Raw genomic sequence first — 14,129 nt, forward strand, 5'->3', positions numbered from 1 at the left:
ATGCACAAAGCGGAATTTCATCGTCTATAGAAAGAGCATGTCGAAGGAAGAGCCAAAAGAGCTGCGGCGGGGCTGGACGACGGGAGCCTGTGCGACAGCAGCCACCAAGGCGGCGTATCAGGCCCTTTTGACCGGCGATTTCCCGGATCCGGTCGAAATCACCCTGCCCAAGGGTGGCACGGCGTCCTTTGCGCTGACCCGGCATACGCTTTCAGGAAAATCGGCTTCCGCCGCCATCGTCAAGGATGCGGGGGACGACCCCGACGTGACCCATGGCGCCTTGGTCAGTGCAACCGTCAACCTGTTGTCTCCTGGTTCTGGAGTAGTTTTCAGGGCCGGAGAAGGTGTCGGTACCGTCACAAGACCTGGCCTGCCAATCCCGCCGGGTGAACCTGCCATCAATCCGGTGCCGCGCCAGATGATGCGGACGGCAATCGATGAGGTTTCCCAACTGAATGGCGGGGCCGGCGATGTCGAGATAACGGTCTCGATCGAAGGAGGTGCAGAGCTCGCCCTCAAGACGATGAATCCCAGGCTTGGCATCCTGGGGGGCTTGTCCGTACTTGGCACGACCGGCATCGTCCGGCCGTTTTCCTGCGCTGCGTGGATTGCGTCCATTCATCGGGGCATCGATGTTGCGCGCGCAGTCGGGCTGTCACATGTGGTTGGCGCAACCGGCGCCAGTTCCGAAGACGCGGTCAAGGCCCGTTACGATCTGGATGAAACCGCCTTTCTCGACATGGGGGATTTCGCCGGCGGTTTGCTGAAGTACCTGCGCAGTCATCCGGTCGACCGGCTGACCCTCGCAGGCGGATTTGCGAAGTTCACCAAGCTGGCTCAAGGGGCGCTCGATCTGCATTCGGCCCGCAGCTCCGTCGACTTCGAATTCCTTCAGGATCTTCTGCGTCAGGAGAACGCTTCCGCTGATCTGATCGAACAGGCCGCCTCGGCCAATACGGCCAAGGAGGTGCTGGATGCCTCCCTGGTTGCCGGTATCGATCTCAGCGGCCCACTTGCGCGGCGAACGAAGGACGCCGTCCGCCAGATCCTGCGCGATGCGCCGGTGGATGTGGAAGTTCTGATCACCGATCGCCAGGGCAAGGTGCTGGGGGAAACAGGCTTTGACCGCTAAGGCAGATCATATCCTGTTGCTCGCCGGAACAAGCGAAGCCCGGCAATTGGCCAGAACGCTGGCGGAAACATTTCCGGAAAGTCGCCTGACCGCCTCTTTTGCCGGAGCGGTTCGCGATCTGCCTGATCTTGGCGTCCCGACACGCGTCGGCGGTTTTGGCGGCACCAAAGGTCTGTTTGCCTTCATGCGGCACGAAGGGATCACCGTCCTTGTCGATGCGACCCATCCCTTCGCTGCCCAGATGAGCCATAATGCGGCCGAGGCAGCCAAGATGCTCAAGGTACCGCTTGTGCGCCTGGAGCGGCCATGCTGGCAACCCGGTGAAGGCGACGCCTGGACAAATGTCCTGACGATGGACGATGCGGCCCAGGCCCTGCCTGACGGCGCGCGCGCCTTCCTGGCCATTGGCCGCAAGGAGATCGAGCGCTTTACCCATCGAAACGATATTTTCGGTCTTGTCCGGATGATCGAGCCGCCCAAAACACGATTACCTTCCGCATGGGAGCTGATCCTCTCCCGCCCCCCGGCATCTGCCGACGAGGAAGTTTCGCTGTTTCTGGAAAAGAACATCACTCATGTGGTGACGAAAAACAGTGGTGGCAGTCGTTCCTACGCCAAGATCGAGGCTGCGCGGACCTTGAAACTTCCCGTCATCATGATCGCCCGGCCAGATCTACCGGAGGCCGAAACTGCTCCAACGAATTCAGCGCTCGTTGACCGGTTACGGCAGACCCTTGCACGTGGGAGCTAGCGCGAAACGCCGGACCTGGAAAATCTGATTTTCATCAGGGCAAACAGAAAACGCGGTATGCCGATGACATAGCGGCGGAACAGGCGGCGAGGTTCCTGCAACAGGCGGAACAGCCACTCAAGGCCGGCTGCCTGGAATATCTTCGGTGCGCGGACAACGGCCCCCGACATGAAGTCGAACAGCGCCCCGACCCCGATCGCGACCGGAACAGCCAGCGCCGACCGGTTCTCAACGATGAAAGTCTCCTGCCTGGGGTTCCCCATGGCAACAAGCAAAAGGTCTGGTTTTGCCTCGTTGATCCCCTGGCACAAGCTGTCCAGTTCATCGCTTGCGAAATAGCCGTCCCGGTAGCCAACCACCTGGTGCTTCGGATAGGCAGTCTCGATATGCTCCTTGGCAAGGCGAACCTGTTCTTCCTTGGCGCCGAGCAGATAGATCCGCAGCGGAATGCCGATGTTCGCCAGGATCCGGGGAATGAGGTCAGTCCCGTTCAGATTTTCCGGAAACGGCTCTTCCCTGAGCAGCTTGCTGGCAAGGCTCATACCGATGCCGTCGTTCAGAAGCGTCATTTTCTGGAGTGTTGCAGCGTAGCGGGGATCATCCATCGCTGACAGGAGCGTATGGGCGTTGCAGATGGCAATATCGAGGTTCTGCCGCTTTTGAACGGCGGCCTCGACAAGCTGGATGGCATCCCGGGAGCGAAGACGCCCGATGGCAAACGGACCGATAGCGGTTGCTTCGATCCGGCACCCCAGCAGTTCACTCTCGAAATCTCTTGCCAGCATTCCGTTCCCAGTCTCCCCTTTACGTTCGTCCCGGTTACGACGGCGGCGAACGCATTAGAGCAATATCCGATCGGTCTCTAAGCAGTTGTAAACATAGCCGTTAGAAAGTTCGTAGTTACCGATATTTAATGGGCCTGACGGGCACGTTGAATCGGAGGGAAAATCAGTCGGCGGTTTCCAACGGTTCACGCCATCCCCGCTTCGGCACGTCACTACGCTCAAACCGCGCCCGCTCCTTGAGCGCCTTGGCAGGATTACCTGCATAAACAGTCCATGGAGCCAGGTCTTTCACCGTTACCGCACGTGCTCCCAGAACGGCACCCTCACCGACGCGAACCCCGGGGCCAACAAAGGCTTCAGCGGCAACCCAGCTATAGGCCTCCAAAACGATGGGTTTTGCGATCAGCAGGAACTTGTCGTCGTTGATGTCATGCGTTCCCGCGCAGATGTGCGCGCGCTTGGAGACGACACCGTACCGGCCGATCGTGACAGGGCCCATGTTGTAGATATCTGCGCCGTCTGCAATCGCGGCGAAATCCTCCAGGATCAGGTTGCCCGGATGCCATATCCTGGCGGATGGAGCCACATAGACACCCTCCCCCACTGTCGCTCCGAACTGTCGCAAAAGCCAACGGCGCCAACCATGCAACGGCTGCGTCCAGGAGGCCAGAAGGAACCAGACTATGCCCCAGAGGATACGGAACAGCCTGTTCTTCAGGCCGAAGCTTTGCGCACCGAGCGCCCTGGCGTCCCTTTCTTCGTCGATCTGGTTCGGCATTCATCGTCCTCCTGCGCAGTTTCCACCAGCAGGTTGTTCGTGAAACGTGTTCCCCGCCAACATGGGGACGCCGCTCAACCTTGGGGGCTGCCTGCCGGCAATGTGACGAACTGTCGTTTAAAGTTAGTTATTTTTGTCGATTGTACATTTCCGCTCTCTCGTGACGCTCCAGAATGAGGCCGTTGGTGACGCAAGGTGCGGCATTCACTCTTTATTGAAACGTAATGAGAGAAGTTTGCCCCGAAAATGACGATCAAACAGGCTGATGGAACGACCTGCGGCCTTGTTGCAATCAAAGACCGATGAGCGCGGCGCAACCGTTCTGCCGCTAATATTCGCTGCCGAGGGAAACAATGGACACAAGAGCAGAATTCGGTGAACCGGGTGCAGCAGCACCCCTCATCCTGCATCTGAGCGCCGACTACCCGAACCCGCAGCAATTCCATCGCAGAACCACCGCAATCGAGCGTCTCGTCACCGGCGTGGACTTTGGCAGGCACATCGTCGTGACGATGGACCGGACCAGCTTGCCCTGGCAGGCCAGCTTCAAGGATTGCGGTGAGATAAAAGGCGTGCGGCTATACTCCTACCGCTATTTCGGCCTGCCGATGGGTATAGGTCTCGCCTCGGCGATGCGACGTATCGCAAGACATGTGTTTAAGACGCTGAGGACCGAGCACGAGACGCCTGCCCTCGTTCACGCACATAAACTCTCGTTTGAAGGCATCGCGGGATTGTGGCTGGCGGAACGGTTTGGACCGGATACCCGGCTGTTCATTTCCGTTCGCGGTGAATCGGAACGCAAGATCCTGCTGTTCAAGCCGACGTACAGGAGCCTGATGCGCCGGATCGCGGCACGTGCAGAAAAGATCTATCATATCTCTGCCTGGTTCCGGGACACCTACCACAGGTATGTTCCAGCGCAGCCTGAGAAGGAAAGACTGCTGCCAAACATTGTTGGGAACTCCACCAGCAAAGTGCCGGTAAAGGATCCGATCCCCCGGTTCGTCAGCGTGTTCGATCTGGACATGCGCCGCCGGAAAGGCATGTCCGACCTGCTGCAGGGATTTGCCGTTTTCCAAAAAACACACCCGGACATCGGACTGGACCTGATCGGCCCCGGCAGTGCGGAGGCCGTGGAAGCGGCGAAAAAGGAAATTGCCGAACTGGGTCTCGGCGACAGCGTACGGATCCTTGGACCGATGAATAGCAAGGACCTGTTCGAGGTTCTGCCGCACTATCTTGCGATGGCATTGGTCAGCTACAACGAGACCTTCGGGATGGTCTACCTGGAAGCGCTGTTTGCCGGTTTGCCGATTATCTACGGCAAGGATACGGGTATCGACGGTTATCTTGACGACATCGATGTCGGCATCGGCGTGAAACCCGGTGATGTCGCCGGAATTGCGGCTGCTTTCAAAGAATTGGCGGAAAAATCAGCTCACTTTCGCAGACAGATAGTGGCAAGCGAGCAAATCTTGCACGACCGGTTCAACCCTGCAATGATCCTTGAAAGTTACCGTCAGGACCTGGAAGCTGTCTTGACCCCAGATCAACAACGGAGCCGAACGTGACCGCAAAAAAGTCGAAGCGCCTATGGTCCTGGCTGACCGCGCTTGCTTTTGGTCTGGCTTTCCTCGTTTTCGTTGGTGGTTTCCTGTATCTGGACGAACGTCAAAACGCCATCGCTGCCGGAACTGAGGCAGCGAAGGAGGAGACGATTTCGATCCCCATATTCAAACGGGGTATCAATGTTTCCAGACTTCAAAATTTTGCCTATCGGGATCCCGAACGGCCGGGAAAATATCTCTGGCCACCGTTCCGGGGCGAATTGTCCAAGGTCTCCGACGCCGAACTTGAACGCCTGCGCGCGCTGGGGTTCGACTTCATTCGCTTTCCGATCGACGCCGGCGTCTTTCTGGCCGCGACGGACAGCGAACGCCGCATCTTGCTGGATGATACGAAATCCATAACGGTTCGCTTACTGGACAGTGGCTTTACCGTGATGGTCGATCTGCATCCAGCTGCGTATCTCACGGAATGGGCACCTGTCGACATTTTGCGCGATGCACCCGATGGCCCGCGCTTTCAGGCCTACTCCGATCTTGTGGAAGAAGTCGCCAAGCGGATCCGCGATCTGCCGACGGACAAGGTCGCACTGGAACTGATGAACGAGCCGCAGGGCGTCTGTTTCGAAGAAGACAGCCAAGACTGGTCTGTCTCTCAAAAGCAGCTGTATGACAGGGCGCGCAGTGTTGCGCCAGACCTGCCGATTGTCCTTACCCCGGGCTGCTGGCGGTCCATGGAAGGCCTCGAGTACATGAGTCTCGACGGCTACGACGACAAGATCATCGTCGACTTCCATTTCTACGAGCCCTTCTATTTCACCCATCAATCCCTCCCCTGGGTATTGGACCCTCTCCGCTATATCGCAGGCCTCAGCTATCCCTGGACAGCGGGTGACGTGGAGACTGCCGAAGAGAGGACACGTCAGCATATCGCCGCCCTCAAGGCAGCCGATGTCGACGTTCCCGACTATGCCTTCGACAAGGCGATGGACGGTGTCAGGGACTACTATAAACGTGAAAGGCCCGACCGGAGTTTCATTGAAAGCCGCTTTGACACGATCTCGCAGTGGGCGGAAAAACATGACATTTCCCCGGACCAGATCGTGCTTGGCGAATTCAGTGCTATCCGTCCCCCGAAAGGACTTCCGGACGATGGAAGCAGGCTTGCCTGGATCAATGACGTCCGCACAGTGGTGGAGGAACGCGGCTTTGGCTGGGCGTTGTGGGACTACTATGAAGGCTTCGGTCTGATGACCGACAACGTCAAAAGAACCGTCGAGCCGGCTATGGTCGATGCTTTGGGGCTCAACGCAGACGCGCTATGAACCGCGCCATCCAGGCACGACAGTTGATGCGGAATTTGCAGTCGACTGTGCGAAATCGTGACTGATAGATTGAGCTGACGGCTGCGAATCATGCCTAGTGACTGACCTAGCGGTGAGGGCCGGCAGAAAGCTTCTGCAGCTGCAATTGATCTGGAGACTGGGATTTGACAGTTCACCCCGTTGAACAGTCCGGGCCACAGGCCGCCATGCACGGGCAAACGTTGCTGGACAGGATCTTCAACTGGATTCCGGTGCTGCTGCTCGCCTATCCGATGTTGATCAGCCCATTCTTTCTGGTGTCGTCCGGAGGTGAAGACACCGCGGCGAACATCAGCGCGTCAAAGTCCAACGCACTGAACCAGCTGTTCTGGATCTGCCTGTTCATGGTTCTGCTGGTATCGGCGGGGCGGCGCTTGCTCAACGCGTTTACGGTTCTGAAAAGTCCGCTTATCTGGATCCTGATGCTTTATCTGCTGCTCGCTGTCACGAGCGTGCTCTGGTCTCATGCACCCGGAATTGCGTTTCGCCGCGTGGTCTTGCAGATCATCATTGTGATGAGCCTTGTGATTTCGGTTTCTTTTACGGACGACGCCCGCTCACTGCTAAGCCGACTGATGCTGCTGATGAATACCGTTGTTCTGATGAATGCGGTTGCGGTCGTCCTGCTACCGCCGACACCTATCGGTCACGCAGGCATCTACACTCAGAAAAACAATCTGGGCGCGGTCATGGCTTTGGCCATGATGTTCAATATCTACGGGTTTCTGGTTTCGCGCGGTTTTCTGAAACGTTTCGGCATGCTGATCATTTCGGCACTGGCTTTTGGCCTGCTTGTTCTCAGTCAGTCGAAAACATCCCTCGGGCTTGCCGTCCTCATGCCGGTTATCGCCTATATTGCAGTCGGCATGGCGTTCCTCTTCCGTATCAATGCGGCATTGCTGCTGATTTTCGGAGCGGTTACCGGCGCCGTTCTTCTGTCCTTCCTCTCGCTCCTTACGCGGTTCGGGTTCTCGGACCTGTCTCTGTTCCTGTTCAACGACGAGACCTACACCGGCCGGACGTTCATCTGGGCGTTTGTCGTGGATGTGATTTCCAGAGCCCCGGTACTTGGCCAGGGCTATGCGTCTTTCTGGGCCACGGGGTCCGATTCAATTGCCTTCCGTGAGGCGCCGGGTTTCGTCATTTTGCTGATCCAGGCTCATAACGGTTATCTCGATGTCATGCTCGAACTCGGCATTGTCGGAATTTCGCTATTGTTCCTGGTTATCCTGACCGCTCTGTTTTCCGCAGCCCGGGTCGTTTCGCTGGACTACCGGATAGCCTTTCTCTGCTGTTCGTTGATCCTCTTCGTGACCTGTCACAACATGCTGGAAAGCGCCTGGTTTCGTTCTTTTTCCCTGAACTGGCTGATTTTCCTGCTTGCCGCACTACTGCCGCATGCAGTGGTTCGCACCTGGGACAATCGTTCGCAGAACTAATGCCGTCCTCTCTGGCCGCAGGCAAATGACAGCGGGCTTCGTGGTGTCGGAGCACCGTAGTCTTGCCGCAAATTAGCAGTTCACTAACCATAAGTGCTTACAAGCAATAAGACGCATGCCCGCGAGGACATAAGGTGACTTTTTGTGGACCCCAGACAGGTAGAAAACCCGGCTTACGATAAGGCGGCCCTTCAAGGCCGCGATGCCATTGCTCTGGACATCCTGTCCATTTTTCAGGTCTTGCGCCGCCGCATCTTCCTGATCGCGGCAATTGCATTTGTTTTTGCAGCGTTGACTGCCGCCTACTCCCTGACCATCACACCGATCTTCAGAGCCTCCTCGCAAGTCCTGTTCGACCCAACTGTCCGCCAGCCTTTCGATGACCCGAACCGCCCGAGCCGCACGGGACAAGGCTCGGAAGTGATCGACAGTCAGATGTCGGTCATCCATTCCGACACAGTGCTGCGACCCGTCGCCCGGGAAAACAACCTGGCTGAAGACCCTCACTTCGGCGAAGGCAAGCCGGGTCTGATGAGCCAGTTCAAGAGCCTGATCTTCGGGGCAACCAAGAAGGACGCGGCAACGCTTGAAGCGCAGGAGACCGCCGCGGTCGAAGCTCTTGCAGATGCAACCAGCGTCAAGCGCGTTGGTCAAACCTTCGTCATCAATATTGCCGCGGAATCTCCTTCACCGGTCCAGGCTGCCGTTCTGGCGAATTCGATCGCCGAAAGCTATCTGTCCGACCAGAAACGGCAAGTTGACCTGGCCTCGGACGAAGCCGCCGCCCAGATCGATGATCGGCTGGTGGATTTGCGGGAACGCCTGAGGCAAGCCGAAGAAGAAATCCAGAAATTCCGCGCGGCCAACAAGCTGCAGAACTCCGACGAGGGGTCGCTGCTGACGGGACAGGAACTGACCGGACTGAATTCCAGGCTCATCGATGCCCGTGCAGCACTGGCGGAAGCAACCGCCAAATACGATGAAATCCAGCGGGTTCTGCAAAGCGGTGTCGATGCGGAATCCATTGGAGATGTGGTCAATTCCCCCACGATCTCCTCACTTCGCCAGCAATATGCCACGGCTGCACGCACGGAAGCTCAGCTGATGGCCGATCTTCTGCCCTCACATCCGTCTGTCGTGCAGGCAAGATCCCAGCTGGAACGGTTACGCAATCTCATCCGGGACGAAATCAGGCGGATTGCGGAATCCACACGCATCGATGTCCAGGTCAATCAGGAACGGGTTTCCAGGCTCGAGCAGCAGCTCGATTCCACGCGAAATCTTTCCGACGTCGACCAGGCGGCTTCCATCAGGTTGCGTGAATTGGAAACGGAAGCACAGGCAACACGGCAGCTTTATGAGATAGCACTGAGCCGGGCCAAGGAAATTTCGCAGCTCGACCAGGTTGTTCTCCCCAATGCCCGCATCATTTCGCCTGCCATTCCACCGGAAAGCCCGGTCTACCCGAAACGGAAGATCATGGTGGTGCTGGCCGGAATCCTGGGTCTGCTGTTCGGCACCATAATCGCCGTTGGCGGCGAAGCCATTCGCATTGCCAAAAAACACCTGTTGCCGGAGTTCCTGCAGAACCCCGAACCTGCAATGGCCGTCGCCGGCCCTGCACAGTCGCTTGCTCCCGTAACCACGGTTGTCGACACCTCCCACAATGCACGCTCATCAGTGGGGCTGCCGGGAACGCGGACGAGAAGCAAACGCACTCCCTCCAGGCAGGTGCCCCAATCAGAACCCGGGCTGAAAGTTATCAGCCAGCTGCCCTGGCTGACGGAAACCGACGAAAACGGCAGTGTCCGTCCGCTCAGCTCCGACGCCATCTCTGCCGTACAAGATGCGATCGAGCAGTTTTATTCGGACGAAGCCGGACCTGGATGGTCTTTCGGACAAGGCGTTGACCAGACCATTGCATCCATCCAGAGCGCGCCTGCCCAAAACGGCACGCGGATCGTTTTTCTGACCTCTCCCGCCCTTGGCCATGGCCAGACCATTGCTGCCCTTGCCCTCGCTCTCGGGGCGGCTCAGCGCGGATTGCACGTGCTCCTCGCCGATGGTGAACCGAAACAGCGCATGCTCAGCCATGACCTGAGCATCGACGATATGGAAGACATTGGCGGAACGCTTCGCGAAAGGGTTGTCGACTACGACGAGCTGGATATTTCCTTTCTGTCGCTGGTCTCCGGATTGCCGAAGTACAAGCACCACCGGATGAACATCCGCGAAGCTTTCGATTTCGCAGACATTGCGCGTGACTACGATCTTGTAATCATCGATGGCGTTGCCCTGCCGCAACTTGTCGAAGACGATCCGCTCGCAGGCCTTTCGACGCAATTCCTGGTCACGGTTGCCGAGCGTGAAGAAGATCAGATCTCGATGCCGATCCTGTCGCGTGACCTGCTTACGATCGCAGAAGGTCGACCTTCCGGTCTCGTGCGAACGATGACCGGCACTCCCCCGCCATCACGCCGTAAATACGCGTGAACGGATCAGCTGAGGCATCACTTACAAGATCTTGAAGCGGAGACTTTCGCAACAAATTCGGTCAACAGGGCGAACATCTGTTGACGGGCGGCGATAGGTGTCAGGTTATGATCCGCATCCTGCAGGCCGTGTATCTCGATGTTCGGATAGGCTTTCAATCCATGCCGGTCGACGCCGAACCAGTTGTGTAACTCAAGAAGCCCCCGGTCGTTGTCGCTATAGACGAGAGACACTGGGACATCACGCTGCTCGAGTTTCTGAAAGCGACCGGTCAGGACCTTGAAGAGCCGGTAATGGCGTGACAGATTGCCAAGAACAGGTGCCAGGGTTCGGTCCACCTTCAACTTCACGGGCCGGGTTACCTTTTTCAGAGCGGAAACCAGATTGATTTCCCCTGACAGAACCCGTTTCAGGGTCTCTGCATCGACCGCCTTGCGTCCATAACTGGACAGCGTCTGTATCGGCTCACGGATAGCCTTGTCCACGTTTTCGTCCGGATCCCAGACCAGTTTGCGTGAGTTCACCAGAAAGGCCGCATTGACGCGGTCATCGTCTGCAGCCGCCAGAAGGGCGAGATAGGCACCGCTGCAACGGCCGAACAGGATGACGTTTTTCACCCCGGTCCGTTCCTTGACGAACCCGACGGCGGCTCTGACATCCTCCAGTTGCCTGTCAGAATAAAGAACCTGGGACGGCTGATCCGGCCAATAACAGCTCTCACCGATACCAGCCAGATCCGTGCGCAGGACCGCGCAGCCGCTTTCCGCAAGAGACCTGGCAAAGCCGACCGACATGCGTGCCCAGCCAATGGAATGGTCATATCCGGAATTGAGCATGATCACCGCTGTTTCCGCACGTTTGCCACGGGGGCTCGCGAGCACACCGAAGAACATTTTGTCGGGTCCGAAACGCAGCGCCTCCTCCTCGACATCCGGCAATGGCTCCGACACGGCAGAGATTTCGGCAAGAGCCGCAGTCTCCAATTGCCCTGCCGGGAAATTGGCCTTCACCCAGGCTACGATCCGATCCAGCGTTTGAACCGGGGGGACGGACAGGGTCGGGTCGGACACATAGTCGACGTACCCCTCAAACGACAGACTCTCGAACTGCAAACCGTTTTCGGCGTAGTGATCTGCAAGTTTCTGATCGCCCGGATGGTCGGCCCTTTGAACAAGCAATGTCTTCAATCCGGAGGGCAATTCCGTCTTGTAGAGATTGAGCGATTTGATTTCGTCGGCTGTTGCGGCCGAGAGCACGAAACCGCCAGCCATCAACCCGCCCTCGGGACCATCCGACGCACTGACCAGGAACGTCGGCTGCGTCAACGCAGTCCAGGCTGCGAGTTCCCGCAGATAAGCTCGTCCCTGGGCAACTGGCGCCAGTAGCACTTGTCCTGCAATCTCTCCGTCTGCTGCCAGGTTGCTTGCGAGACTTGCACCTATCCCCTGTCCGACCACGACAACCCGATCCGGGTTTGCCAATCTCTTGAGTTCGGAAAGGGCTGTTCGAACGGAAGCCTGCCATGCCGACTTGTCCTGAATATCCGCGCTGTCCCCGTGTGAATTCGCGGTTGCCGGATAGTCGAACCGCAGACATGGGTACCCGGATGCAGCGAATTTTTCGCCGAGCATCCTGTAGCTTTTCCGGGAACACAGCTCTTCATACCCCCAGGGGCTCAACAGCAGGATTGCTGTGCCTCCCGCAGCTTGATGAAAATAACCAGCAAGCCCATCGAACGAGATCGGCAAGGCCACAGCAGACGTTCCGGCAACAGGTGTAGCAGATGAGGTATCAAAACCTTGCCGGTTCATATCACGTGCGAGCTCCAGCTTCATGGCGGGTGAAAGGCGGTCCTTCCAAATTCCGGGGCATCTTGCGCCTTTTTTCTAAGCCATTGTTTAATAATGCTGCAGGAACTTCTGGTGCATTAAAAGATCGTCTCACATCCTGTTGATTGCTTCCAACTCTGCTTCGGAGCCCAGTCTGAATGGAAAAAGTTTCCGTCGCCATAGCGAGCATTGGCCGTGAAACCTTGCTCGATACGTTACGTTCCCTGGCGGCGGTGACCAAACCGGTCGGGATGGAGCTCAACGTGCTGGTGGCCGACGATTCCAAATCCGGTGCGGCGACCAAACTCGTTGCCGGTCATCCCATCAAGTCGCTGGACGTGACCTGTCTTGCCGTGGCGAGCGGTAATATCTCTTCAGCCCGCAACGCATTGCTCGATGCAGCTGATGGCGACTGGCTGATATTTGTCGATGACGACGAATGGGTGGAGAGAGATTGGCTGGAAAAACTCTTCGCCTGCCAGAAAGACTTCAACGCAGACGTCGTGATCGGCCCGGTAAAACCACGCTATCCGGACAATACGCCCGAGTGGATGCGGCGTGCGAACCCGCTTTACACCGACTGGGGGCACCGGGGAAAACGGCTTTACACCGGCCGGGGCGGCAACACGCTGGTGCGGGTTGGTTTTGTTCGTGCGCTGGAACTGAGGTTTGATGAAGCCTATGGCCGGACAGGCGGCGAAGACACCATCTTCTTTGCTCAAGCAGCCGAACGCGGGGCACGTATCTTTGCCACGGACGAAGCGATTGCGCACGAACATGTTCCCCAAGACCGATTGTCGTCGAAGTTCATTCTCAGCCGCGCGACACGGTCAGGCCAATCCTATGGCCAGATGCGCCTCGCCCGGCATCCAGACCCTTTCTGGCACGTTTTTTTCGCATTTGGAGCACTGGCAAAATGTGCCATTGCCGGTGTTTTAGCGCTCGCATTCCGGCTTCTCGACAGGGGACGTTCTTTCCGGATGCGGCAAAAACTTGCGCTCAATACAGGCAAGCTGCGCGCTGTATTCAACCTGCCCCTTGCAGAGCTCTATAGAAAACCGGATTGAACCAGTTGGCGCCTACGCCTCGGACATGCCTTCAAATGCGGAATTTCGCGCGCCGTGCGAAGGCATAGAGGGAGCTTTTCAGGCGCTTCTTGGCCGAAAACATCGGCGGGATGTCACGATCAGGGTCGAAGCCATTTGCAGGCGAAAAGCGCGGACAGAACCATGCCGTCTGATAGGCAAGTCCTGGTGTGCTTGTGAAGACCCGTCGATACCCGGCTTCCTTGAGACGATGCAAAACGTTCGCGTCCAGAGCACCGAACGGGATCGCCGCTTCTGTGACAGCAGCCCCTACCGCATCCTCGATTTTCTTTCGTGCGTCGTAAAGTTCCCGTTGAAAGCCGGCAGCATCCAGCTTGCGCCAGTCGACATGGTCGTGGCCGTGGCTGCCGATGACCGATCCCGACGAAACAATCTCCCGCATCTGTTCGGCGGTCAGATAGCCCTTTGCCCCGATACGTGCAGCCAGAACGAAAAAACGACCTGGCCGATCCGCCTCCACAAGGGCTGGCAACCCAACCTCGTAATCAGAAAGGTTGCCGTCATCAAAGGTGATTTCCAGCTTCACTCCGTGTTTCTGTTCAAGTGCAGGAAGGCGTTGAATTGTGCGCTGGTAAGTCTCTATCGGGACGAAGTAATGGCTCTCTTCCGGCGAAACAGGCACCGCTGGTACACCAATACCGTGGAAAGTGAGAACCTGCGTTTTTGCCAGCATTTTTTCTCCGCCTTTTCGAACAGGACGCCAGATCCTTGACGCAGGGAAGTTAAAATAGTTTGTGCAGGTTCGCGTTGCCCGACTATTAACGGCGCAGTCAGGTTTGGCACCTAGTTTCTGTTGTGACTTATCCGGGGGGCAGATACACAAAATCCGCTCCTGCGGTCCAAGGCCAGCGGCCACGGATCCCGCTTTTTTCGATCAACGGCCC

At 57.4% G+C, this 14,129-nt stretch carries 11 protein-coding genes; 7 read left to right on the forward strand and 4 right to left on the reverse strand.

Features of this window, described 5'->3' with window-relative positions:
• Positions 1–37: 37 nt before the first annotated feature.
• Together HEP89_RS00945 and HEP89_RS00950 are read left to right on the forward strand one after the other, a co-directional pair.
• Positions 38–1,132: a cobalt-precorrin-5B (C(1))-methyltransferase gene (locus HEP89_RS00945; RefSeq protein WP_077290535.1), complete on the forward strand. Its 1,095-nt coding sequence runs from the start codon at positions 38–40 to the stop codon at positions 1,130–1,132.
• Complete coding sequence (locus HEP89_RS00950; protein WP_168691120.1) at positions 1,122–1,883, forward strand: cobalt-precorrin-6A reductase; 762 nt, start codon at positions 1,122–1,124, stop codon at positions 1,881–1,883. Before HEP89_RS00945 ends, HEP89_RS00950 begins: the two co-directional genes overlap by 11 nt.
• Here the strand turns inward: HEP89_RS00950 and HEP89_RS00955 are convergent.
• Entirely contained in the window at positions 1,880–2,668 is a 789-nt protein-coding gene (locus HEP89_RS00955; protein WP_023001625.1) for a WecB/TagA/CpsF family glycosyltransferase, read from the reverse strand. The two genes, HEP89_RS00950 and HEP89_RS00955, sit on opposite strands and share 4 nt — an antisense overlap.
• A gap of 163 nt (positions 2,669–2,831) precedes the next feature.
• A complete protein-coding gene (locus HEP89_RS00960) occupies positions 2,832–3,446 on the reverse strand; it encodes a putative colanic acid biosynthesis acetyltransferase (RefSeq protein WP_168691121.1) in 615 nt (204 codons plus the stop codon).
• 353 nt (positions 3,447–3,799) lie between these two features.
• Here HEP89_RS00960 and HEP89_RS00965 point away from each other — a divergent pair, with 353 nt between their 5' ends.
• The 4 genes from HEP89_RS00965 to HEP89_RS00980 all read left to right on the forward strand — a co-directional run bounded on the left by HEP89_RS00965 (position 3,800) and on the right by HEP89_RS00980 (position 10,310).
• Complete coding sequence (locus HEP89_RS00965; RefSeq protein WP_168691122.1) at positions 3,800–5,020, forward strand: glycosyltransferase; 1,221 nt, start codon at positions 3,800–3,802, stop codon at positions 5,018–5,020.
• The gene (locus HEP89_RS00970) at positions 5,017–6,339 is read left to right on the forward strand and encodes a cellulase family glycosylhydrolase (protein ID WP_168691123.1); all 1,323 of its coding nucleotides are present in this window, start codon (positions 5,017–5,019) and stop codon (positions 6,337–6,339) included. Before HEP89_RS00965 ends, HEP89_RS00970 begins: the two co-directional genes overlap by 4 nt.
• Positions 6,340–6,503: 164 nt before the next feature.
• On the forward strand, positions 6,504–7,817 hold the full coding sequence (locus HEP89_RS00975) for an O-antigen ligase family protein (protein ID WP_168691124.1): 1,314 nt from the start codon (positions 6,504–6,506) through the stop codon (positions 7,815–7,817).
• A 144-nt stretch (positions 7,818–7,961) separates the two neighbouring features.
• The gene (locus HEP89_RS00980; protein ID WP_168691125.1) at positions 7,962–10,310 is read left to right on the forward strand and encodes a GumC family protein; all 2,349 of its coding nucleotides are present in this window, start codon (positions 7,962–7,964) and stop codon (positions 10,308–10,310) included.
• 17 nt (positions 10,311–10,327) lie between these two features.
• On the opposite strand, the gene HEP89_RS00985 is transcribed toward HEP89_RS00980, so the two are convergent.
• Positions 10,328–12,145 carry an alpha/beta fold hydrolase gene (locus HEP89_RS00985; RefSeq protein ID WP_168691126.1) on the reverse strand — a complete coding sequence of 606 codons (1,818 nt, stop codon included), beginning with the start codon at positions 12,143–12,145 and terminating at the stop codon, positions 10,328–10,330.
• A gap of 152 nt (positions 12,146–12,297) precedes the next feature.
• Here HEP89_RS00985 and HEP89_RS00990 point away from each other — a divergent pair, with 152 nt between their 5' ends.
• A complete protein-coding gene (locus tag HEP89_RS00990) occupies positions 12,298–13,206 on the forward strand; it encodes a glycosyltransferase family 2 protein (protein ID WP_168691127.1) in 909 nt (302 codons plus the stop codon).
• A 31-nt stretch (positions 13,207–13,237) separates the two neighbouring features.
• Here HEP89_RS00990 and HEP89_RS00995 read toward each other — a convergent pair whose 3' ends face one another.
• Positions 13,238–14,101, reverse strand: coding sequence for a polysaccharide deacetylase family protein (locus HEP89_RS00995; RefSeq protein ID WP_168691128.1), 864 nt, complete (start codon positions 14,099–14,101; stop codon positions 13,238–13,240).
• Positions 14,102–14,129: the final 28 nt, after the last annotated feature.

Source organism: Labrenzia sp. 5N (assembly GCF_012395805.1).
Classification (GTDB): domain Bacteria; phylum Pseudomonadota; class Alphaproteobacteria; order Rhizobiales; family Stappiaceae; genus Roseibium; species Roseibium algicola.